The 20,962-nt window shown below is 70.3% G+C and carries 21 protein-coding genes and 1 tRNA gene; 12 read left to right on the forward strand and 10 right to left on the reverse strand.

The annotated features are described in order from the left end of the window. Positions 1–36 precede the first annotated feature (36 nt). From AB0F91_RS18700 to AB0F91_RS18710, 3 genes are read right to left on the reverse strand one after another with little or no spacing between them, the layout of a single operon-like run. Positions 37–945, reverse strand: coding sequence for a glycosyltransferase family 2 protein (locus AB0F91_RS18700; RefSeq protein WP_360598846.1), 909 nt, complete (start codon positions 943–945; stop codon positions 37–39). Next, complete coding sequence (locus AB0F91_RS18705) at positions 945–1,760, reverse strand: ABC transporter ATP-binding protein (protein WP_360598783.1); 816 nt, start codon at positions 1,758–1,760, stop codon at positions 945–947. The genes AB0F91_RS18700 and AB0F91_RS18705 overlap by 1 nt, the downstream gene beginning before the upstream one ends. A gap of 3 nt (positions 1,761–1,763) precedes the next feature. After that, complete coding sequence (locus AB0F91_RS18710) at positions 1,764–2,729, reverse strand: ABC transporter permease (RefSeq protein WP_360598784.1); 966 nt, start codon at positions 2,727–2,729, stop codon at positions 1,764–1,766. Positions 2,730–2,873: 144 nt separating this feature from the next. Here AB0F91_RS18710 and AB0F91_RS18715 point away from each other — a divergent pair, with 144 nt between their 5' ends. From AB0F91_RS18715 to AB0F91_RS18735, 5 genes are read left to right on the forward strand one after another with little or no spacing between them, the layout of a single operon-like run. Then, positions 2,874–3,503, forward strand: coding sequence for a hypothetical protein (locus tag AB0F91_RS18715; RefSeq protein WP_360598847.1), 630 nt, complete (start codon positions 2,874–2,876; stop codon positions 3,501–3,503). 35 nt (positions 3,504–3,538) lie between these two features. After that, the gene (locus AB0F91_RS18720) at positions 3,539–3,985 is read left to right on the forward strand and encodes a hypothetical protein (protein WP_360598785.1); all 447 of its coding nucleotides are present in this window, start codon (positions 3,539–3,541) and stop codon (positions 3,983–3,985) included. After that, positions 3,982–4,443, forward strand: coding sequence for a GNAT family N-acetyltransferase (locus AB0F91_RS18725; protein WP_360598786.1), 462 nt, complete (start codon positions 3,982–3,984; stop codon positions 4,441–4,443). The genes AB0F91_RS18720 and AB0F91_RS18725 overlap by 4 nt, the downstream gene beginning before the upstream one ends. 32 nt (positions 4,444–4,475) lie before the next feature. Next, complete coding sequence (gene pseI / locus AB0F91_RS18730; protein ID WP_360598787.1) at positions 4,476–5,525, forward strand: pseudaminic acid synthase; 1,050 nt, start codon at positions 4,476–4,478, stop codon at positions 5,523–5,525. 10 nt (positions 5,526–5,535) lie between these two features. Beyond that, on the forward strand, positions 5,536–5,952 hold the full coding sequence (locus AB0F91_RS18735) for a DUF4345 domain-containing protein (RefSeq protein ID WP_360598788.1): 417 nt from the start codon (positions 5,536–5,538) through the stop codon (positions 5,950–5,952). Between the two features lie 256 nt (positions 5,953–6,208). Here AB0F91_RS18735 and AB0F91_RS18740 read toward each other — a convergent pair whose 3' ends face one another. Continuing rightward, positions 6,209–7,345 (reverse strand): aminotransferase class V-fold PLP-dependent enzyme, encoded by a 1,137-nt coding sequence (locus AB0F91_RS18740; RefSeq protein WP_360598789.1) that lies wholly within the window; start codon positions 7,343–7,345, stop codon positions 6,209–6,211. Next, the gene (gene pseB, locus AB0F91_RS18745; RefSeq protein WP_360598790.1) at positions 7,338–8,321 is read right to left on the reverse strand and encodes a UDP-N-acetylglucosamine 4,6-dehydratase (inverting); all 984 of its coding nucleotides are present in this window, start codon (positions 8,319–8,321) and stop codon (positions 7,338–7,340) included. The genes AB0F91_RS18740 and pseB overlap by 8 nt, the downstream gene beginning before the upstream one ends. A 62-nt stretch (positions 8,322–8,383) precedes the next feature. On the opposite strand from pseB, the gene AB0F91_RS18750 reads away from it, so the two are divergent. From AB0F91_RS18750 to AB0F91_RS18760, 3 genes are all read left to right on the forward strand, one after another. Next, a complete protein-coding gene (locus tag AB0F91_RS18750; protein ID WP_360598791.1) occupies positions 8,384–9,121 on the forward strand; it encodes an NTP transferase domain-containing protein in 738 nt (245 codons plus the stop codon). Continuing rightward, on the forward strand, positions 9,118–10,089 hold the full coding sequence (locus tag AB0F91_RS18755) for a spore coat protein (RefSeq protein ID WP_360598792.1): 972 nt from the start codon (positions 9,118–9,120) through the stop codon (positions 10,087–10,089). The genes AB0F91_RS18750 and AB0F91_RS18755 overlap by 4 nt, the downstream gene beginning before the upstream one ends. A gap of 537 nt (positions 10,090–10,626) precedes the next feature. Beyond that, positions 10,627–11,769 (forward strand): epoxide hydrolase family protein, encoded by a 1,143-nt coding sequence (locus AB0F91_RS18760; protein ID WP_360598848.1) that lies wholly within the window; start codon positions 10,627–10,629, stop codon positions 11,767–11,769. An 876-nt stretch (positions 11,770–12,645) separates the two neighbouring features. On the opposite strand, the gene AB0F91_RS18765 is transcribed toward AB0F91_RS18760, so the two are convergent. After that, a complete protein-coding gene (locus tag AB0F91_RS18765) occupies positions 12,646–13,224 on the reverse strand; it encodes a bacterial proteasome activator family protein (RefSeq protein WP_360598793.1) in 579 nt (192 codons plus the stop codon). 90 nt (positions 13,225–13,314) lie between these two features. Here AB0F91_RS18765 and AB0F91_RS18770 point away from each other — a divergent pair, with 90 nt between their 5' ends. Then, positions 13,315–14,514 carry a cysteine desulfurase-like protein gene (locus AB0F91_RS18770; protein ID WP_360598794.1) on the forward strand — a complete coding sequence of 400 codons (1,200 nt, stop codon included), beginning with the start codon at positions 13,315–13,317 and terminating at the stop codon, positions 14,512–14,514. 27 nt (positions 14,515–14,541) lie between these two features. Here AB0F91_RS18770 and AB0F91_RS18775 read toward each other — a convergent pair whose 3' ends face one another. Then, entirely contained in the window at positions 14,542–15,519 is a 978-nt protein-coding gene (locus AB0F91_RS18775) for an NAD(P)H-quinone oxidoreductase (RefSeq protein ID WP_360598795.1), read from the reverse strand. An 83-nt stretch (positions 15,520–15,602) separates the two neighbouring features. On the opposite strand from AB0F91_RS18775, the gene AB0F91_RS18780 reads away from it, so the two are divergent. Then, complete coding sequence (locus AB0F91_RS18780; RefSeq protein WP_360598796.1) at positions 15,603–17,099, forward strand: M28 family metallopeptidase; 1,497 nt, start codon at positions 15,603–15,605, stop codon at positions 17,097–17,099. Between the two features lie 74 nt (positions 17,100–17,173). Here AB0F91_RS18780 and AB0F91_RS18785 read toward each other — a convergent pair whose 3' ends face one another. After that, positions 17,174–18,106, reverse strand: a complete 933-nt coding sequence (locus AB0F91_RS18785; RefSeq protein ID WP_360598797.1) for a neutral zinc metallopeptidase — start codon at positions 18,104–18,106, stop codon at positions 17,174–17,176. An 830-nt stretch (positions 18,107–18,936) separates the two neighbouring features. Here AB0F91_RS18785 and AB0F91_RS18790 point away from each other — a divergent pair. Further along, the gene (locus tag AB0F91_RS18790) at positions 18,937–19,467 is read left to right on the forward strand and encodes a MarR family transcriptional regulator (protein WP_360598798.1); all 531 of its coding nucleotides are present in this window, start codon (positions 18,937–18,939) and stop codon (positions 19,465–19,467) included. Beyond that, positions 19,431–19,515, forward strand: a tRNA-Ser gene (locus AB0F91_RS18795). Before AB0F91_RS18790 ends, AB0F91_RS18795 begins: the two co-directional genes overlap by 37 nt. Here AB0F91_RS18795 and AB0F91_RS18800 read toward each other — a convergent pair. Continuing rightward, positions 19,497–20,402, reverse strand: a complete 906-nt coding sequence (locus AB0F91_RS18800; protein ID WP_360598799.1) for an alpha/beta hydrolase — start codon at positions 20,400–20,402, stop codon at positions 19,497–19,499. The genes AB0F91_RS18795 and AB0F91_RS18800 overlap by 19 nt on opposite strands. 262 nt (positions 20,403–20,664) lie before the next feature. Further along, the gene (locus tag AB0F91_RS18805; protein ID WP_360598800.1) at positions 20,665–20,946 is read right to left on the reverse strand and encodes a DUF2277 family protein; all 282 of its coding nucleotides are present in this window, start codon (positions 20,944–20,946) and stop codon (positions 20,665–20,667) included. Positions 20,947–20,962 lie beyond the last annotated feature (16 nt).

Below are 20,962 nucleotides of genomic sequence, written 5' to 3' on the forward strand. Positions count from 1 at the left end.
GGGCCCTCGAACTGGTCGAGGGCCCGTTGTCGTGAGTCAGTAGCGGTAGAACTTCTCCGCCCGGCCTTGGCGCACCAGCTTCAGCCACTGCAGGAACGCCTTCGGGTCGCGCTTCACGCCCACGAAGTACAGGCCGAAGCGGATCACTTCCAGGGCACCGATCTTGCGCATGCCCGGCTGCGAAAGCAGATAGCCGCGGTTGCGGTAGGTGTAGTAGCGCTTGACCTCGTTCTCCGGGTCCTGCGCGTGGAACTTCCCGCCCAGCATGGGTTTGAACTCGTCCGAGCCGTCGGGGTGCAGGTAGGTCGCGCGCAGCGAAGTGCCGAACGGCAGCCCCGAGCGCACGAGCCGGCGGTGCAGCTCCACCTCGTCACCGCGGAAGAACAGGCGCAGGTCCGGCACGCCCGTGACGTCCAAAGTGGACGCACGGAACAACGCGCCGTTCATGAGCGACGCGATGCCCGGCAGGAAGTCCGTGCCCAGCTCCGCCGACGAGCGCTTCCACGTGAGCCCGCGCCGCAACGGGAACGCGAGCTTGGCCGGCGCGTTGATGTTCGCCACCACCGGCGAGATCTCCGCGAGGCCGCGCTTTTCGGCTTCCTCCAAGAGGATCTGCAGCACGTTCTCGTCGGCGGGACGGCCGTCGTCGTCGGCGAGCCAAACCCACTCGGCGCCGAGGGCGAGCGCGTGGAGCATGCCGAGCGCGAACCCACCCGCGCCACCGAGGTTCCGGTGCGAAGGCAGGTATGTGTACGACAGCGGGTACGCCTCGACGACGTCGCGCGCCGACTGGTCCGGGCCGTTGTCGACCACCACGAGGTGGTCGACGGGCCGGGTCTGCGCGGCGATGATCTTCAGCGAGTCCGCGAGCAGCTCACGACGGTGGCGCGTGACCACCACGCCGACGACGGCGCCCTCGGGCAGCTGCTGGGTCTCGCTGGTCATCATTCCCCGCCGTTCTTCGTGCCCACGGGCTCGATGCCGAGCCGCTCCAGGCCTTCCTGGCTCATGTTCTCGAACGGGTCCCGGCCCTTGTAGGAGGTGAGGACCTCACGCAGCGAACCCTGCTGCTTGAGGTGGCCCTCGTCCATCCAGATGGCCGAGTCACACAGCTCGAAGAGGAACTCGTCGGAGTGGCTCGCGAAGACCAGGATGCCGGAGCGCTTCACGAGGTCCTTGAGGCGGTCGCGGGCCTTGTTGAGGAACGCGGCGTCGACCGCGCCGATGCCTTCGTCGAGGATGAGGATCTCGGGGTCGATCGACGTGACGACGCCCAGCGCGAGCCGCACGCGCATACCCGTGGAGTAGGTGCGCAGCGGCATCTGGAGGTAGTCGCCGAGCTCGGTGAACTCCGCGATGTCGTCCACCCGCTTCTCCATCTCCTTGGCGGTCATGCCGAGGAAGAGGCCGCGGATGATGATGTTCTCGACGCCGGAGATCTCCGGGTCCATGCCGATGCCGAGGTCGAAGACCGGGGCGATCTTGCCGGAAATCCGGGCCGCGCCGCGGGTGGGCTCGTAGATGCCCGCGAGCAGGCGCAGCAGCGTGGACTTGCCGGCGCCGTTGTGGCCGACCAGGCCCACGCGGTCGCCTTCGCGCAGCTTCAGGGTCACGTCGTGCAGCGCCTCGATGATCGGCACCTTCTGCTCGGTGCCGATCTTGCCGCCGACCTTGCCGAGTACGCGCTTCTTCATCGACCGCGTCTTGGCGTCGAAAATCGGGAAGTCCACGAACGCGTTGTGAACGTCAATGCTGACCATGTGTCACACCCAATACGAAACGCGAGAGCGGTAATTGCGCATGGCCACGAGCGCGAGCGCCCAGCCGACGATGGTGATGCCACCCACCACGACCCAGCTGGTCCAGCCCACGGTCTGCCCGATCAGCGGCGCGCGCACCACCTGCATGTAGTGGTAGAGCGGGTTGGCCTTGATGAACGGCAGCGCCCACGAGGCGCCCGAGCGCGCCCCGCCGTTGAGCAGCTGGTCGACCGGCCAGACGATCGGCGTGCCGTAGAACAGCAGCTGGATCAGGGAGTTGATCACCTGCGGGATGTCGCGGAAGCGCGTGGAGATGATGCCCAGCAGCAGCGCGGCCCACCCGGCGCTGAGCGCCAGCAGGATAAAGCCCGGGATGGCGAGGAAGATGTTCCAGCTCAGGCCGGGGTGGCAGAACAGATCCGGCGCGCACGCACCCTCGGGGTAGCCCGGCTCGGTACCCAGTGAGTACGGCTGGTCCAGGGCGTTGAAGAAAATGATCAGCAGCACGAGGTACACGACCATGTTGTGCGCGAGCATCAGGGTCTGGCGCCATACCGTCCGCAGCACGTAGACGCTCAGCGGCGCGGGGAGCTGCTTGATCATCCCTTCGTTCGCGATGAACGTCTCCATGCCTTCACTCAGGCAGCCCTGGATGAAGCCCCAGATGATGAAACCCGTCGACAGGTACGGCAGGAACACCTGGATCGGCGTGTTGAACAGCTGCGAGTACAGCAAGCCCAGCCCGAGCGCGATCACGCCCTGGCTGATCGTGATCCAGAACGGACCGATCACGGACCTGCGGTACCGCTGCTTGATGTCCTGCCAGCCGAGGTGGGTCCACAGCTCGCGGGCTGCGAGACCCTCCCTGATGTCGGCGATCGCCCTGGAGAACGTCTTGCGGTCCGACGCAGGTGGCATCGGCATCGAGACCTCGGGTTCGGCTACGTGGACCGTGCTGGTGGCATGCACGTGGACGAGGGTACCGATCGGAGGTCTCGTCCTCGGGACGCCCCGGCCCAGGCGTGCGTCCGACCTGTCGATGCCGCACCGAACACGCGGTGTGTCCTGGTAGTTTCTTGCCTCATGACTGCTGCTCTCGGTGCGGCGAGCCTGATGGTCGATCTCCTCGCGGCGTACGCCGATCGTCCCGACCCCAAGTCAGTGGCGGTCGTCGGCAACCAGCCCCTGGACCCGGACCCGGCTCGGGCCAAGGCCGTGGACGACTGCGATCTCGTGATCCGCGTCAACGGGTTCGTCGTCGACGAGCCGGAAGGTCCGGAGGTGACCGGGCGCAAGGTCCACGCGGTGGTCTTCAATCGCGCCGTGCGGGCCACTCGCCACGTTTTCCGTGACTACCGCAGCAGGCTGTACCTCCTGGTGGAGCCGGGCCGGCTGCACTGGGAACCGGAGGCGCTGCCGGGCTGGTGGCCCGCCGACCTGGGGTTCGTGCCGGTGCCCAACCGCGAGGTCGTGCTGCCGCTGTCCGACGCGCTGGGCCTGCCGACGCGCACGGAGCCGACGTGGTCGACCACGGGCACGCTCGCGGCGTGGATCGCGCGCACGTCGTTCCCCGACGCGCAGCTGGTCCTGACCGGGTTCTCCTTCATCGACAACCCGAACCAGACTTCGTGGGAGCACGCCGCCGGCGATTCCTGCATCGTGGGTCCTGAGCACCAGATCGCCGCCGAGGGCAGGCTGTTGGACTCGTGGACCCGGACCGGCGACACCGTTCTGCTGCGCTGACCCAAGTTTTCCGAATCCCGAAGGAACCGTTCCCCATGGCAGTCCAGAAACTCCGCTCCGGCTTCATCAACCGGATCGCCCGACTCATCGACTTCCGCATCGAAGAGCGCATGCGCGACACGGTCCGCGACCTGAACCACCGTGTGAACGACCTCGAGCACGCGACCGCGGACCACCGGCGCCGCCTCGACGCGGCGGAGTCGGGCCTCGAGCAGGCCCGCGGCGACCTGCTCTGGACGCGCGCCGAACTCGACCGGATCGTCCCGCACATCGCCGCGCAGGAGGCGCAGCTCGAGACGCTGCGGGCGTCGATGGCGATCACGCCGCGCGCCGACAGCGCCGAGCTCGCGGAGTCGCGGTCGCTGATCGAGGAGATCCAGCGCCAGCACGCGCAAATCCGCGTCCGGCTGGCCGGAATCGCGCGGTACGAGGATCGGCTGCGCCGCCTCGAGGACAACCGCCTGGCGCCGTCGGCCCAGTGAGCCCGCTCGCGGCTCGTGAGGCCACCGAGGCCGACGCCGAGCTGCTGCTGGCCTGGCGCAACGACCCGCGCACGCGGGAGGCGTCGCGGTCCAGCGGGGTGATCGCGCCGGCCGATCACCTGCGGTGGCTGCGCGGCGTGCTTGCTTCGCCGGAGCGGCTGCTGCTGGTCGTTTCCGACGCCGGCGGGCCCGTGGGGACCGTGCGGTTCGACCGGCAACGGCCGGGGGAGTGGGAAGTCAGCATCACGCTCGCCCCCGCGAGCCGTGGGCGGGGACTTTCCCTCGGGGTGCTCACGCTCGGCGAACGCGTGCTCATCGAGCGTGAAGAAGTGCACGCGATTCTGGCCGCCGTGCACGAGGAAAACGCGGCTTCGGCGGCGTTGTTCGAGCGCGCGGGGTATGTCGAGTCGGCGCCCGCCGAGGACGGCTTCCGGTGGCTGCGCAAGACTCGGGGGTGACTCGCACGCGCACCACCGGGAGGACGCCACCCATGTCCGAAGTCCGCATCGGCGCCCACACGCTCGGCCCGGACCGGCCGCCGTTCGTCATCGCCGAGATGTCCGGCAACCACAACGGCGACCTCGACCGCGCGCTGGCGATCGTCGACGCGATCGCAGACACCGGCGCGCAGGCGGTGAAGCTCCAGACCTACCGCCCCGACACGATCACGATCGACGTCGACGGCCCCGCCTTCCGCATCGGCGACGGGCATTCCTTGTGGGGTGGGGAAAACCTGTACAAGCTCTACGAAAAGGCCCACACCCCGTGGGAATGGCACGAACCCATCTTCGAGCGCGCCCGCTCGCGCGGCCTGGAGGCGTTCTCCAGCCCGTTCGACCCGACGGCGGTTGAGCTGCTGGAGTCGCTCGACGTGCCGGCGTACAAGATCGCGTCTTCGGAGATCGTCGACCTGCCGCTGGTTGATTTGTGTGCCCGCACCGGCAAGCCGCTCATCATCTCGACGGGCATGGCGAGCATCGCGGAGATCGACGCCGCTGTGCAGACCGCTCGCGCTGCCGGCAACGACCAGCTCATCGTGCTCGGCTGCACCGCCAGCTATCCGGCCTCGCCGTCCGAAAGCAACCTGCGCGGCCTACCGGTGCTCGCCGGCGTCACGGGCACGCTCGTCGGCCTGTCGGACCACACGCCGGGCATCGGTGCGCCGCTGGCCGCCGTAGCGCTGGGTGCGGTGGCGATCGAGAAGCACGTGACGCTCGCGCGCGCTGACGGTGGCGTGGACTCGGAGTTCTCACTGGAGCCCGCCGAGCTGGCCGCGCTGGTGACCGAGAGCCACCGGGCGTGGGAGGCCCTCGGCCGCCCGGTGATCGGCCCGCGCGAGAGTGAGAAGGAAGGCCTTCGCCTGCGCCGCTCCCTGTACGTCGTGGCGGACGTCCGCGCGGGCGACGAGGTGACTTCGGCGAACGTCCGGTCCATCCGCCCCGCCGGCGGCCTGGCGCCGGCGGAGATCACGACGGTGCTGGGCCGTACCTTCCGCGTGGACGCGGCAAAAGGCACGGCTTTGACCTGGGACCTGATCTAGTCTCGGCCGCATGGCACGAGTGAAGTCGCGCAAGGCGTTGCTGACCGTCCTCGGCGTCCTCGGGGCGATCCCCGTCGCCAGCGGCCTGACCGGCATCTTGGGCGGCCCCGCACGCGCCCCGGGCGGCGCCGACGCCGCGCCCAGCGTCGACAGCGAATACCGCTTCGTCAACACGTTCTGGACCGCGGCGGGCCTCGCGCTCTGGTGGTCGCTCCGCCACCCGGAAAAACGCGCGTCGACCACCCGTGTTGTCCTCGGCACCGCCGCCGTCGGCGGCGTGCCCCGGCTCATCTCGGCCCGGCGGGTGGGTGCGCCGCATCCGGTGTTCCGGGCGGCGATCGTGCTGGAGCTGGTCGTGGTGCCACTGGTGATGGTGTGGCACGCGGTGGTGATGAGGGGCGGCGATCAGGCCTCGAAGAAGCCCTGACATCGGGGTGTTGCGTCGAACGCGTTGGCTGCGATCGCATGGGTGTGCGCGAGGAAGACCCGGTCATCTCCAGGCACTCGGCGATCGTGCGGGACACCGGAGGACACCTCAGGCACTCTGCGCGGGCTACCGGGGTGTTCTGCATGTCCAGAGACTGGTCATCGATCCGGACGGCCTGATCAAGGACATCGGCGGTCACGTCGAACCGGACTAGTTCGATAGCCGGGCCGGATGGGCGCAGCCGTCCGATTGACAGTCACTTCCCGAAGAAGCTCCGCACCCCGTCCACAACCCGGTCCACATCCTCGTCGGTCAGGGACGGGAAGAGCGGCAGCGACAGCTCCTGCTCGTAGTACGCCTCGGCGTTCGGGCACAGGCCGCGGCGGTAGCCGAGGTCCTCGAAGACCGGGTGCCAGTAGGCGGGGATGTAGTTGACCTGCACCCCGATGCCCGCCCCGCGCAGGTGGTCGAACAGCGCGCGGCGGCGGCCGTCGCGGACGCGCAGCGGGTAGAGGTGCCAGGCGGGGTCGGCGCCGGGCCGCGAGGGCGGGGTGAGGACGCCGTCGACGTCGGCCAGGGCCGCGTTGTAGCGCGCGTGGATTTCGGCGCGGCGCTTCTTGAACTCGGCCAAGCGCGTGAGCTGGCTGCTGCCCAGGGCGCACAGGACGTCGGGCAGGCGGTAGTTCAGGCCGAACTCGTGCACCTCTTGGTGCCAGCCGCCCTCGTCCGGGTGGCGCTGCTTCGTCTTGTCGCGCACCAGGCCGTGGTTGCGGAAGGCCTGAGCGCGGCCCAGCAGCTCCGGCGAAGCGGTGACGACGGCGCCACCCTCGGCCGTCGTGAGGTTCTTGGTGGGGAAGAACGAGAACGTCGTCAGATCGGCCAGTGAGCCGACCGGGCGGCCCTGCCAGCTGCCGCCCACAGAGTGTGCGGCGTCTTCCAGCAGCAGCGCGCCCGCGCTGTGCGCGACTTCGGCCAGCGCGTCGAGCTCAGCGGGGTGGCCGGCGTAGTCGACGGCGGCCACCACCTTCGTGCGGTCGGTCACGAGAGCTGCCGCGGCCTCGACGGCGAGGTTGCCGGTGTCCGGCTCGACGTCGGCGAAGACCACCTTCGCGCCGTGTAGCGCGGCGGTGGCGGCGGTGGCGACGAACGTCATCGGCGACGCCACGACCTCGTCACCCGGACCTATGCCGGCCGCTGCGTACGCCACGTGGAGCGCCGCGGTCCCCGAAGTCACCGCGACCGCCGGGACGCCGCCCGTGTGCAGGGCCAGGTCGGCCTCGAACCGCGCGACGGCGGGACCGGTCGTGAGCCAGTCGCCGCGCAGGACGGCGGTGACCGCGGCGATGTCGTCGTCGGTGACGGACTGGCGGCCGTAGGGCAGAAAGTCAGGCATACTGCTCGACCAGCTTGCGAAGTTTGTCCGCTTCGAGCCACAGGTCATTGGTGTCCGAGCGGTACGCGAACCCTTCGGGCATCGGCTTGCCGTCGGCTGGGGGCTCGTAGCCCCAGCCCGCCAGGTGCGGCTGCACGACGTACCGGTCGGGAAGCTGAACGGTCCGGCGCGCGTCGTCAGGCGCGATCATCTCCTCGTGCAGCTTCTCGCCCGGTCGCACGCCCACCTCGTGCATCGGCGAACCCGGCGCGATGGCCTGCGCGAGGTCGACCAGCCGCATGCTCGGGATCCGCGGCACGTACAGCTCGCCGCCGTGCATCTGGTCGAACGAGTCCACCACGAACTGCACGGCCTGCGGCAGCGTGATCCAGAACCGCGTCATGTCCTTGTGCGTGATCGGCAGCGACTCGCCTTGCTCGGCGAGCTTGCGGAAGAACGGGATCACGCTGCCGCGCGAGCCCATCACGTTGCCGTAGCGCACCACTGAGAACCGCGTGACGTGCGCGGCCGCGTAGTGGTTGCCGCTGATGAACATCCGGTCGGCGCACAGCTTGGTGGCGCCGTAGAGGTTGATCGGGCTCGACGCCTTGTCGGTCGACAGCGCGACGACCTTCTTCACGCCGGTGTCGATCGCGGCTTCGATGACGTTCTGCGAGCCCATCACATTGGTCTGGACGAACTCGAACGGGTTGTACTCACCCGTGTCCACCTGCTTGAGCGCCGCGGCGTGCACGACGTAGTCGACGCCGTGCATGGCGCGCTCGAGGCGGCGGCGGTCGCGGACGTCACCGATGAACCAGCGCAGCCGCGGGTCGTCGTTGAACAGTTGGCGTGCTTCGTACTGCTTGAGCTCATCGCGGGAGAGCACGACCAGCCGGCTGGGGTTCAGCTCCGCCAGGGCGTGGGTGATGAACGCCTTGCCGAATGAGCCGGTCCCGCCGGTGAGCAGGATGCTGGAGCCATCCAGCTCGGACATCGACGACCTCCGCGGTTGGGGTTCTTGGTTCCGGCGCGTTGCCGCAGGCCATCATGTCACTCATGCGTGAAGGCCTCGGCGTCAACGCCGTGATCCAGGCCCGGTCCTCCTCGACGCGCCTGCCGGGCAAGGTACTGCGCCCCCTGGCCGGGCGCAGTGTGCTCGGCTGGGTCGTCCGCGCGGCGGCCGCCGCCCCCGGCGTGGACCAGGTGGTGGTCGCCACCTCGGATGCGCCTGACGACGACGCCGTCGCCGCCGAAGCTTCCCGCTGCGGCGCCCTGGTCGCGCGCGGCCCGCTCGACGACGTCGTGGCTCGCTTCGGCGTGGCCATGATCGCCTATCCGGCCGACGCCGTGATCCGGCTCACCGCAGACTGCCCACTGCTCGACCCCGCGCTGATCGGCCGGCTCGCGGCCGTGTGGCGCGCGGAGCCGTCACTGGACTACGTCAGCACCACGCTCGTCCGGACGCTGCCGCGCGGCTTCGACGCGGAACTGGTGCGGGCTTCGGTGCTCGCGGAGCAGGTCGAGACTGCCGAGGGCCCGGATCGCGAGCACGTGACGTCGGCGATCTACCGGCAGCCCTCGCGGTACTCGTGCACGGGCATCGTGGTGAGCCCGGCCGCCGACGACCTGCGCGTCACCCTCGACACTCCGGAGGACTGGGACCTGCTCGCGGCGGTTGTTTCGGTTCTGGGTGACCGGCCCGCGTCCTGGCGTTCGGTCGTTTCGCTGCTGCGCTCCCGGCCGGACCTGGTGGCTTTGAATGCGCACATCGAGCAGAAGAAGCTCGGCCAGTGAAGCTCCTGCTCCGCGCCGACGCGTCCCCGGTGATCGGCGCGGGCCACATCGCGCGCGTCGTGGCGTACGCCGAGCGTGCCGTCGCCCGCGGCTGGGACGTCTCGTTCGCGGGTGCCACTGACAACGCCGAATGGCTCGCCTCCCGCTTCGACGCGCTCTCGGTGCCGGTTCTGCCGGTTTCGGACTGGGCTTCGCTGGCCTCGGACTTCGACGCGGTCCTCGTGGACCACTACGCCCTGGGAGACGTGCGCGCCGAGGTCAACGCCGCGGGCGCGCTGCTGGTGTCCCTCGAGGACGACACCTTTGGCCGCCGGCCCGCGGATGTTGTGGTGGACGCCGGGCTTTCGCCCGCGCCGCGCCCTGCGGATGGTTCCGGTGTGCTGCTTCGCGGCATCGAATACACACCGCTGCGCTCGGGGGTCTTGGCTGCTCGGGCGCGTCGTTCTGCTGGTGCTTCGCCTTCGCCCCATGTCACGGTCGTGCTGGGCGGCGGCGCCGAATGGTCGGGAACGGTCAGCCTGCTCCTCCGCGCCCTCGCCGCCACGGGGCTGCCCTTCTCCACCGACGCTCTCGTCCGCGGCGAGCCCGCCCTGCCGGTTCTGTCTGCCGACCAGTCCATCCGAGTCGCCGCCCCGCACCCGGGGCTGCTCGACCTGCTGGCCACCACGGACGTCGCCGTCAGCGCCACCGGGGTCACCTTCCTGGAACTCTGCTGCCTCGGCATCCCGACGGCGGCGGTGCAACTGGTGGACAACCAGGCGCCCGGCTACCGCGCCGCCGTGGACCGCGGCTTGGCGGTGGGCCTCGGCGACGCCGGTTCTCTGGCGGATCGGTTGCCTGAGGTGACTTCCGCGCTGGGTTCGCTGCTGTCCGACGCCGGCCTGCGGTCCTCTTTGTCCAGTGTTGCCGCGTCTACTGTGGACGGACTCGGGGCGGATCGGGTCCTGGACGTCATCGCTTCGAGCTAGGGACAGGCGTTTTCGGCACTGGCCACGCCTCGCCGCAGGACGTCGATGGGTGGCGGTGGAAGCCGCCTTGGGCACCGCGCCGCCCACCGCGCCTGCGCCGACGCCTACCCGGCCCGGTACCTGGACAAGCTGATCACCATCCGGCACCCGCTGGTCGTGAGCGAGTGGGCGAAACTCGTCGAAGGCGCGAAGCCGCTGCTCGAGTCGTTCGCCCACGGGCGCAGCCAGGTTCCCGACGCCGTGCCGTACCCACTGTTGCCCGAGCCGGGCGGCCTGCTGCCCGGGGTACGACGACGACGGTGCCGACTACTTCTGGCGGACTGCCGGGTCACCGAACGATGGACCGTGCTCGTCTTCGACAGCGGCGAGTGGTGGGTGTTCCCGGGCGGCTTCGGTGCGCTGTGGACCGAATGGGCCGGCGGGCGGATCGCCACTCCGCCGCCGGGCCGCGAAGACGTCCTGCTGCCGGGATTCTTCGTCGAACGAGTGGATGATCGAGGGCAGGACCTGTCCTCAAGGGGTCCTAGCGTTTTCGGCATGACCCTCACCCCGTTCCGCGTCCACGTCCCGCAAGCCGACCTCGACGACCTGCACGAACGGCTTGCCCGGACGCGCTGGCCGGACCAGCCCGAGGGCGTGGGGTGGGAGCTGGGTATTCCGGTGGACGAGGTGAAGGACCTGGCGGAGCACTGGCGCCTGCGGTTCGACTGGCGGGCTGCCGAGGAGCGGATCAACGCGTTTCCGCAGTTCACCATCACCATCGACGGCGAGAACGTGCACTTCCTCCACGTCCGCTCGCCCGAGGAGGGGGCCACGCCGCTGCTGCTGACGCACGGCTGGCCCGGGTCGATCGTCGAGTTCCTGGACGTGATCGGACCGCTCGCCGACCCGCGCGCGTACGGCGGGGACCCCCGCGAAGCGTTCCACGTGGTCGTCCCGTCGATCCCCGGTTTCGGCTTCTCCGGTCCGACGCGCGACCGCGCCTGGGGCCCGGCCCGCGGCGCGCGAGCGTGGGCTTCGCTGATGACCACCCTCGGCTACGACCGCTTCGGCACCCACGGCGGCGACTGGGGCGCCTTGATCTCGCGCGAGCTCGGCGTGCAGTTCCCTTCGCGCGTGCTCGGGGTGCACGTCACCATGCTGCCCACCGCGGTCGCGCGCTCGGAGTCGGATCTGGCGGGCTTGACCGGCGCCGAACTATCACTGGGCGAACGGTCGTTGGCGAAGTCCCGCGCCTTCCAGCACACCGGAACCGGCTACGCGATCATCCAGTCCACCAAGCCGCAAACGCTTGCGTACGGCCTCACCGACTCACCCGCCGGCCAACTCGCGTGGATCGCGGAAAAGTTCCGCTCCTTCTCCAACACCACCCACGACCTCATCGACCGCGACGACCTCCTCACCGACGTCGCGATCTACTGGTTCACCGGCACGGCCAACTCGTCCGCCCGCATCTACGCCGCCCTGGAAGGCCCGTGGGGCGCGCCCCTGCCCGTTTCCACGGTCCCCACCGGCGTCGCGGTGTTCCCGGACGACATCGGCCTGCCGCTACGCCCCCTCGCCGAACGCACCGACAAGATCGTCCACTGGTCCCCGTTCTCGGCCGGCGGCCACTTCCCGGCCCTCGAACAACCGGACGCGCTGATCGGTGACATCCGGAAGTTCTTCGGGAGCATCTGAGGGGGGTGCGAACGGTCCCCTTCGCGCTCAGCCGTCCGCGCGAAGGGACCGTTCGCACCAGGCCACGGCACGCGGTCACCGCACGCGACCACGCTGCGGCGCAAGGGGACCGTTCGCACTCGCCGGCATGTCCGGTCACTTCGGGCCCGGTTGCCGGCGTGAGGGGATCTCTCGCGCCACGGCCTCGGCGCGACGGGACGGCTCGCGACTGCGTGGCACGACGGGACGGCTCGCGACTGCGTGGCACGGCGGGGCCGTTCGCGTCCCCTGGCATGGCCGGTCCCTTCGAGCTCGGTTGCCGGCGCGAGAAGACCGTTGGCGGCCGCCCGTGCGGCGCGAGGGGACTGCTTGTGCTTCGGCAGTGGCGCGAGGGGGCCGTTCGCGACCATGCGGCGTCGCGCTGGACTGTCGGCGCGAAGGGACCGTTCGCACGCATTCCGCGGCATGAGGGGACGGTTCGCGCTGCGGCAGTGGCGCGAGGGGATCTTTCGCGACCATGCGGCGTCACGCTGGGGTCGTTCGCGTTGGAGTGCCGGCGCGAGGGGACGGTTCGTGCTTCGGCAGTGGCGCGAGGGGACCTTTCGCAGCACGCGGCGCGCGCCGGGGCCGTTCGCGCTGCAGTGCCGGCGCGAGAGGACCGTTCGCGGCCGCCCGTGCGGCATGAGGGGACCGTTCGCGCTCCGGCAGTGGCGGGAAGGGACCGTTCGCGGCGCGAGCGATGGCACGAAGGGACCGCTCGCGGACCACCAACCAACCGCGGAAAGCTCCTCACCCCGAAACAGCAAGAAGGAACCGTTCGCACGCCACCCAGCGCACGAACGATCCCCTCATCGCCAACGCCTCACCGCCGCAGGCAAGACGTCACACCTCAAAACCTCACAGATACTGCCCAGTCCCACTGATCCCAGGCCGCTGCCCGTCAGCGCCAGGACCACCCGGCATCACTGCACCCGACGAGCCCGCCGGCAACCCGCGCCGCATCTGTTCCAGCTGGACGCGCGCCGCCATCTGCTGGGCGAACAGGGCTGTCTGGATCCCGTGGAACAGGCCCTCCAGCCAGCCCACCAGCTGGGCCTGCGCGATCCGCAGCTCGGCATCCGACGGAGTCGAGTCGTCCGTGAACGGGTGTACCAAGCGCTGCAGCTCCTCGCGCAGCTCGGGCGCCAGGGCCTCCTGCAGTTCGCGCACCGAGTTCTGGTGGATCTCGCGCACCCGGTTCCGGCTGGCGTCGTCCAGCGGTGCCGCCCGGACCTCCTCCAGGAGCTGCTTGATCATCGTCCCGATGCGCATCACCTTGGCCGGCTCTTCGACCAGCTCGCCGGGGGCTTCCTCGCCCTCGGGCGCAGCCGAGGAGACACCCCCGACTGGGACCCCGTCGGGGCCGACGACCACCACGTGGGGGGTCGACTCGGCGTCGGAAGTCTGCCGGAAGTTCGGCTCGCTCATGTGCTCCATCCCATCAGAAACGCCAGCGTCGCCCCCGAGGGTAGCCGCATGAGCCAACCCCGCGGTAACCGCTAAACCGCACGTCCGTACGGTGTCACCATGGCGTTCGACGTCGCTCGTATCCGTGGGTTGTTCCCCGCGCTGGGTGACGGCTGGATTCACTTCGACGGCGCCGCCGGAATGCTGGTCCCGGAACAGGTCGCTTCGGCCGTTTCGACGGCCATGCGTGCCCCGGTGTCCGGGCCGGGCGGAGCGTTTCCGGCCTCTCAGCGCGCGGAGAGCATTGTCACCGCGGCCCGGCGGGCAGTGGCAGATCTGGTCGGGGCGGACCCGGCCGCCGTCGTGCTCGGACCGAGCGCGCCGGTGATGCTGCGCCGCCTCGTCGACGCGCTCGCGGAGCGCTGGACGATCGGCGACGAGGTCGTGGTTTCCCGGCTAGACGAGGAAGCGAACCTCGCGCCGTGGCAGCGCGCCGCGAAGCGCGTGGGCGCGGTCGTGCGCTGGGGCGAGATCGACATCGAGACGTGCGAGCTGCCCGCGTGGCAGTACGAGAACCTCGTGTCCGCCCGCACCAAAGTCGTCACGGTCACGCTCGCGTCAGGCTCCGTCGGCACGCGCCCCGACGTCCCCACGGTCATCGAGTTCGCCAAGCGCGTCGGCGCGCTCGTGGTGGTGGACGCGACGTACGCGGCCCCCTTCGTGCCGCTCGACCTCGCGGAGCTGGGCGCCGACGTCATGGTCGTCTCCGCGCAGGCGTGGGGCGGCCCGTCCGTGGGCGCGCTCGTGTTCCGCGACCCAGAGATGCTCGAACGCATCCCCTCCGCCTCGCTCGACCCGGCCGCCCGCGGCGCCGCGCGCCTCGAGCTCGGCCCGCACGCGTACCCGCTGCTCGCCGGCCTCGTCGCGTCGATCGACTACCTCGCCGGCCTCGACGACGCCGCGTCCGGCTCACGCCGCGAAAGGCTCGTGACGTCGCTCGGCTCCGCCAAGTCGTACCACGCGGGCCTGCTCGCGCAGCTGTCCACCGAGCTCCGCTCGCTGCGCCACGTGATGGTGATCGGCGACGCCATGCGCCGCATCCCCGCGCTCGCGTTCGCCGTGCAGGGCAAGAAAGCGCCGGAAGTCGCGGAGTACCTGGCGTCGCAAGGCCTCTGCGCCTTCGCCGACGACGGATCGGCCGGGGTCTTCGCGTCGCTCGGCGTCGGCGAGGTGGGCGGAGCGGTGCGCATCGGGCTGGCGCACTACTCCAACGTCTTCGAGATCAACCAGCTCGTGCGCGTCCTGGAAGAGCTGCGCTGACCGGAGAAGCCAGCGCAGCCCCCGAGGTCACGACTTCGCGGTCAGCAGGATCTTCCCGAACACCGAGCCCTCTTCGAGCATGCGGTGCGCCGAAGCCGCCTCGGCCATCGGCACGACCTGGCCGATGATCGGCTTCACCGAACCGTCCTCGACCAGCGGCCACAGGCGTTCACGCACGTCGGCGACGATCGCGGCCTTCTGGTCCAGCGGACGGAACCGCAGCCCGGCGGCGAACACACTCGCGCGCTTGCCCAGCAGGCTGCCGATGTTCAGCTCGCCCTTGACCCCGCCCTGCATGCCGATGATCACCAGCCGGCCGTCGGCGCGCAGCGCGTCGACGTTGCGCTGCAGGTACTTCGCGCCCATGTTGTCGAGGATGACGTCGGCGCCCTCGGTCTCGGCGCGCAGGACCTCGACGAAGTCCTGCTCCTTGTAGTTGATCGTGATGTCGGCGCCGAGCTGGCGGCAGCGGTCGAGCCGCTCCGCCGAGCCCGCGGTGACGGCCACGGTCGCGCCCAGCGCCTTGCCGACCTGGATCGCGTGGGTGCCGATGCCGCCCGCGCCGCCGTGGACCAGCAGCGTCTGGCCTTCGGTGAGCTTCGCGTGCATCACGACGTTGGCCCACACCGTGCACGCGACCTCCGGCAGCCCGGCCGCCGCGAGCAGCTCGACCTCGCCGGGCACGGGCAGCAGCTGGCCGGCGGGCACGACGACGCGCTCGGCGTAGCCACCGCCCGCGAGCAGCGCGCACACCTCGTCGCCCACCTGCCAGCCTTCGACGCCTTCGCCCAGCTCCGCGATCGTGCCGGAGCACTCGAGGCCAATGGTCTCGCTCGAGCCGGGCGGCGGCGGGTAATTGCCCTGGCGCTGCAGCAGGTCCGCTCGGTTGACCGCGCTGGCGGCCACGTCGAGCAGCACTTCGCCGGGCCCGGGGCTGGGGTCGGGGACTTCGGTCCACTCGAGGACTTCGGGACCGCCGGGTTCGCGGATCGTGATCGCGTACATGCGCCCGACTGTATCCCCCACCTCGCGTTCTCCGCCGAATGCCGCATTGACGTTCCGGACACCGGGCACAAAGGTGAGCAACCATGTCATTCACCCGTAAAAGACTCATCCCGCCGGTGATCCTGGCGGCCTGCGCGACCTTGGCGCTGGGCACCACCCCGGCCGTGGCGGCGAAGAGCGACGACCTCGCCAAGCAGCTGACGAAGAAAGTGACCCTCGACGGCGTCAACCGCCACCTGATCGCCTTGCAGCGCATCGCGGACGCCAACGGCGGCACCCGCGCCGCGAGCACCGACGGGCACAAGAAGTCCGCCGAGTACGTCGCGGGCAAGCTCGAAGCCGCGGGCTTCAGCGTCACACGGCAGGAGTTTCCCTTCACCTACAACGAAACCCTCGCCGAGGCCCTCACCGTCGACGGCGCCGGCGTGCCCGTGATCGCGATGGAGTACACCCCGTCGACGCCGGTCGGCGGCATCACCGCGCAGCTCGCCGTGGTCCCCGCCGACGCCACCCCAGGCTGCGAAGCGAGCGACTACACCGGCGTGACCGGCAAGATCGTGCTCGTGCCGCGCGGCGCGTGCCCGTTCGCGCAGAAGCAGCAGGCCGCGGCCGACGCGGGGGCGATCGGCGCGCTCATCTCCAACAACGAACCCGGCCCGCTCAACGGGACACTCGGCACCCCCGCCGACGCGCGCATCCCCACCGGCGGCCTGTCACAGGCCGACGGCCAGGCGCTCGCCGCGAAGGACGGCGCCACCGTGCAGCTGGAGCTGCGCACCTTCCAGGAAGCGCGCACCAGCTACAACGTGATCGCCGAGACGAAGACGGGCCGCAAGGACAACGTCGTGATGCTCGGCTCGCACCTCGACAGCGTCCCGGCCGGCCCCGGCATCAACGACAACGGCACGGGCTCCGCGGCCCTGCTCGAAACCGCGCTGCAGCTGGGCGCGCAGCCGAAGGTGAACAACGCCGTGCGCTTCGGCTTCTGGAGTGCGGAGGAGTTCGGGCTCGTCGGGTCCACGTACTACGTCGATTCGCTGAGTTTCGAGCAGCAGCTCGACCTCGCGCTGTACTTGAACTTCGACATGATCGGCTCGCCCAACGCCGGCTACTTCGCCTACGACGGCGACGATTCCGACCACGTCGGAGCCGGCCCCGGCCCGTACGGCTCGGCGCAGATCGAGAAGACGTTCGTGGACTACCTGACCGGCCGCGGCGTCGCCGTCGAGGGCACCGACTTCACGGGCCGCTCGGACTACGGCGAGTTCATCGCCGTCGGCATCCCGGCGGGCGGCCTCGACACGGGCGCCGAGGTGCTCAAGACCCCGGCCCAGGCCGCGAAGTGGGGCGGCACGGCGGGGATCGCCTTCGACCCGTGTTACCACCAGGCCTGCGACAACGTGGGCAACGTCGACCGCGTCGCCCTGGACCGCAACGCCGACGGTCTCGCGTGGGCCCTGGGCGTGTACGCGACCAGCACGGAGTCGGTGAACGGGGTCGCGCCGGGCAAGCCGGGCAAGGCCGCGAAGAAGCACTTCGCGCACAAGCTCGCCGCCACCGGAGACACGGCAGCGGCGTAGGCCTCCCGCGCCCCGATGTGGCGTTCGGTGCGTTGAACGCAACCAACGCCACATTGGGGCGCTCCGAGCACGGGTCAGCCCAGGTCGTTGGTGCTGAACGTGTTGCAGCGCGCCGGCTGGCCCGAGGTGAAGCCGGTGGTGAACCACTTCTCGCGCTGCGCCGACGTGCCGTGCGTGAAGCTCGACGGGTCCGCCTGCCCGCTGCCGAGCTTCGTCTGGATGTAGTCGTCGCCGATGCGCGACGCCGTGTCGAGGGCGCTGGCGATGTCGTCCTGCGTGATGTTCTGCACCAGCGGTTTGCCGGATTCCGTCGGCGTCGTCGAGGCGTGGTTGGCCCAGACGCCGGCGTAGCAGTCGGCCTGCAGCTCCAGCCGGACGGAGCCCGACGTCGGCCCGGTGCCGGTGCCGCGCTTGGACGTGCCGGTGAGATTCTGCACGTGGTGGCCGTATTCGTGCGCCAGCACGTACGCCTCGGTGAACAGCCCGCCCTGCGCGCCGAAGCGGGTCTTGAGCTCGTCGAAGAACGAGAGGTCGATGTACACGTCGGAGTCGGCCGGGCAGTAGAACGGGCCCGTGTCCGACGTCGCGCTGCCGCAGCCCGTGCGCACCCCGCCAGTGAAGAAGCGCGTCGGTGCCTTGCGGTAGGTCTGGCCGCTCCGCGCGAACTCCTGCGACCAGTAGTCCTGCACGGAGTTGATGATCGCGACGATCGCGCAGTCGTGGTCGCGGTTCGCGTCCGCGCCGGTGTGGCACTTCTGCGAGAGCGTGGTGCTCTCCAGCTGCTGGCCGGAGCCCACGTTGTCGAGCCCCAGCCCACCCGATGCGCTGTTGGTCCCGAGGCTCGCCCCGCCGACCTGCGAGATCAGGAAGTAGATGATCAGGCCAACCACCCCGATCCCGCCACCCCCGATCGCCACGCGGCCGCCGATGCCACCGCCGCCACCACCGCTGCCGCGGAGATCCTGGACCTCCGAGGTGTCCAGCCCCGCGTCGTCGTCGAATTGCACAGCGGCAGCGTAACGGGCGAGCCGGACAGAAGCCTGCCTGCGGGCCGTCCCCTGGGCCGGCGCGCTGATGCGGCTGCGCGTGGGACGCGAGTGCGGCGAGTAAGCGCTGCGTGCGACCGAGGTGCGGCGGGATCGAGAAGGCGCAAGCCGCAAGGAGATGCAGGCCCGTCCCGGCGCAAGGGGAGGATCGCTGCGGGGGAGGCGAGGCAGCCGTGCCGTGACGACCTGGGCCGGTGGTGCCGGACCAGGCGGAGCGGGCCGTGCCCGGCGAAGGCGGGCAGCCACCGGAGGCGACAGCAGCCGTACCCCGGACAAAAGCCTGGGTGCGGCCCATGCGCTGCGGACCGCACCCAGGAACTACCGAGGTTCTTCTGTTGACGGCGGTTGGCCACCGGCCGGGCCGGCGTCCGGCGAAGCCGTCGCGGTGCCGAGGCCGCGAAGAGAGAACAACGCCAGATCGACGCCGGATGCGCGAGAAGAATGCCGAGCGCACCGTAGATGCCCACTCGTGCTGTTCACAGTCGCGACCGACCCGTATCAGGCCGTGCCGGCCGCGGGGACACAGCGGGCGGTCAACCGCGGGAATCACCTGCCATGCAACCACCTGGCCTTCCCGGTGGGAGGTCGGTCCGACGGTGCCCTGGCGGCCCGCCTGATACCCGATCAGCCCATCCGCTGACAAGAAGAATGCGCTTCTTCGGCCCAAGTCTCAACCTTTTCGTAACCCACCATCGGGGGAAGCTTCCCGAGTTTTTCACCTGACTGATCGGTTGGGTATCGACCTGGTGCCGCGACGCGCAGGGCGTCCGCAGGCCTTCTACCCTTTTGCGATGACCGACGAGCAGGCCGTGCGCTGGCTGACCGGCGTCGAGCGGCACGCGTGGCAGATGTACATCGTCGCCTCGCTGCGGCTGCGTCAGCGCCTGCATCGCGAGCTCACCGAGGCCCACGGGGTCTCGCTCGCCGACTACGAGGTGCTCGTCTGCCTCGCCGTCCACCCCGACAAGCGCGTCCGGATGTCCGAGCTCGCCTACCAGCTGGGCTCCACGAAGAGCCGCCTGTCGCACCAGATCAGCAAGCTGGAGGTCGGCGGCCTGGTCCGGCGCTGCCCCGACCCGGACGACAAGCGCGGGGTCATCACCGAGCTCACCGGCGCCGGCCAGGCCCTGCTCGACGCCGCGGCGCCCACCCACGTGCGCGGCGCCCGCGAGCACCTCATCGACCTGCTCACCCCGGCGGAACAGTCCACGGTCGGCGCGGTCTTCGGCCGCGTCCTCGAACACCTGGACGACCTGGACAACCGGCGCGATACCCTGACCGACAGGGAAGCGTGGCAGAGCGGCCGAATGCAGACGCCTTGAAAGCGTCCGTAGGGAAACCTACCGGGGGTTCAAATCCCTCCGCTTCCGCAAGTGCGCATCGAAAAGCCGCTGAGGGCGGCTTTCTCCTTGCGCAGCATGGTCTCCGGGTCCACGCCGCCGATCACGGCGCGCACCCTCGCCGGGTCAGCGCCGAGCTGCGGCAGCCACGCCTCGTAGTCGGTGAACGAGCCGTGCTCGCCCGCCGGCTCGTGGACATCGACGAGCGGGCCCCGCTGGGTGCGCGTGAACGAAGCCCACGAAGGATCGGTGGCGCTGCTGTGGTCACCCGCGCTCATCAGCAGGAACGGCCGGTCCAGCCGCTCGGTCGCGGCTCGGCCGAACCGGGCGGCCGCGTTGAAGACCATGCTGCCGTCGGGGTTCGCGCCGGCCACCACGCGCGGGTCGGCGGCCATGACCTCGGCCGCGGTGAAGCCGCCGGCGGAGTGCCCGAACATGCCGACCCGGTCCAGCCCCAGCCGGTTCAGCACGAACTCCACGTCGGCGACGCGGGTCGCGATCAGCTTCCGGTTCACCTCCTCCGCCGAAGGCGACAGCGTGCTCGGCTCGACGCGTCCGCCGGGCAGGTCGACCGCTAGTGCGTCGTGCGTGGGGTCGAGGCTGACCACGACATAACCCTCGCTCGCCGGCTGCTCGACCAGCACGGTGCCGAGCAGGCGCGAGCTCTGCGCGCCGAGTGAGTAGAGGAGCACCGGGTGCCGGCCGGGCAGCACCGGCGCGTCCGCGCGGGCGGGCGTCGTGAAGCCGAAGTCGAACGGTCCGGCGCCGAGGGCGGCGTGGGCCTGCGCGTTCACGGCCGCGGCGATGCCGTCGGGCAGGTACGGCACCGGTCGTCCGCCGGGCGGTGCGGGGTAGGTGAGCGTGATCATCAGCTCGCGCGGACCGCCGGTCCACGGGTCTTCGCGCACCCGGTCCACGAGGTGGCGGTCCTGAGTACCGACGGTGTAGCGCCCGGTCGGTGCGGGCAGCGCAGCCGCAGGGCGCCGTCGCGGGGGCGCAGCCGAGCAAGCACAGCGCGGCGGCGAAAACGGCGATCGGGGATCCTTTGCGCATGCCGCCGACGCTAGGGAGACAGCTGGTCGGCGCGGCTCGGGAACGTCCCCGAGCCCGACCCTGAACCTGTCACCCTGGCGGACCCGCAGGTCGCACTGCGAATGCTTCAAGCGTTCCCAGGCGGAGTCAGGGCTTCTTCAGTTCCTTCAACGCCATTCGCGCCCGCACTTCCGGGCGGCGCAGCGGCGGCACGGTCGCCGGTGGCTGGCGGCGGTCCGGGAGTTCGTCCAGCAACCGCGCGGTGATCGCCGCGATTTCCGCCACCGCCGCCTCGAACGGGTCGCGCGTGGCGTCCGAAAGCGACTGCACGCCGGTCACCTTGCGGACGTACTGGCGTGCTGCCGCTGCGATCTCTTCGGTTGTCGCGGAAGGTTGGAGTCCGCGCAGCGTCGTGATGTTTCGGCACATGCGTGACAGGGTACGT

The sequence above is a fragment of the Amycolatopsis sp. NPDC023774 genome, from assembly GCF_040639695.1.
Lineage (GTDB): Bacteria > Actinomycetota > Actinomycetes > Mycobacteriales > Pseudonocardiaceae > Amycolatopsis.

Coding starts and splice junctions, on each gene's coding strand:
- pseB (WP_360598790.1), bottom strand. CDS start 8,321: ATGTCCGAGCTGGATGGCTCCAGCATCCTGCTCACCGGCGGGACCGGC.
- AB0F91_RS18715 (WP_360598847.1), top strand. CDS start 2,874: ATGGTCGATCTCCTCGCGGCGTACGCCGATCGTCCCGACCCCAAGTCA.
- pseI (WP_360598787.1), top strand. CDS start 4,476: ATGTCCGAAGTCCGCATCGGCGCCCACACGCTCGGCCCGGACCGGCCG.
- AB0F91_RS18735 (WP_360598788.1), top strand. CDS start 5,536: ATGGCACGAGTGAAGTCGCGCAAGGCGTTGCTGACCGTCCTCGGCGTC.
- AB0F91_RS18705 (WP_360598783.1), bottom strand. CDS start 1,760: ATGGTCAGCATTGACGTTCACAACGCGTTCGTGGACTTCCCGATTTTC.
- AB0F91_RS18700 (WP_360598846.1), bottom strand. CDS start 945: ATGACCAGCGAGACCCAGCAGCTGCCCGAGGGCGCCGTCGTCGGCGTG.
- AB0F91_RS18780 (WP_360598796.1), top strand. CDS start 15,603: ATGTCATTCACCCGTAAAAGACTCATCCCGCCGGTGATCCTGGCGGCC.
- AB0F91_RS18805 (WP_360598800.1), bottom strand. CDS start 20,946: ATGTGCCGAAACATCACGACGCTGCGCGGACTCCAACCTTCCGCGACA.
- AB0F91_RS18750 (WP_360598791.1), top strand. CDS start 8,384: ATGCGTGAAGGCCTCGGCGTCAACGCCGTGATCCAGGCCCGGTCCTCC.
- AB0F91_RS18775 (WP_360598795.1), bottom strand. CDS start 15,519: ATGTACGCGATCACGATCCGCGAACCCGGCGGTCCCGAAGTCCTCGAG.
- AB0F91_RS18760 (WP_360598848.1), top strand. CDS start 10,627: ATGACCCTCACCCCGTTCCGCGTCCACGTCCCGCAAGCCGACCTCGAC.
- AB0F91_RS18770 (WP_360598794.1), top strand. CDS start 13,315: ATGGCGTTCGACGTCGCTCGTATCCGTGGGTTGTTCCCCGCGCTGGGT.
- AB0F91_RS18740 (WP_360598789.1), bottom strand. CDS start 7,345: ATGCCTGACTTTCTGCCCTACGGCCGCCAGTCCGTCACCGACGACGAC.
- AB0F91_RS18765 (WP_360598793.1), bottom strand. CDS start 13,224: ATGGAGCACATGAGCGAGCCGAACTTCCGGCAGACTTCCGACGCCGAG.
- AB0F91_RS18720 (WP_360598785.1), top strand. CDS start 3,539: ATGGCAGTCCAGAAACTCCGCTCCGGCTTCATCAACCGGATCGCCCGA.
- AB0F91_RS18790 (WP_360598798.1), top strand. CDS start 18,937: ATGACCGACGAGCAGGCCGTGCGCTGGCTGACCGGCGTCGAGCGGCAC.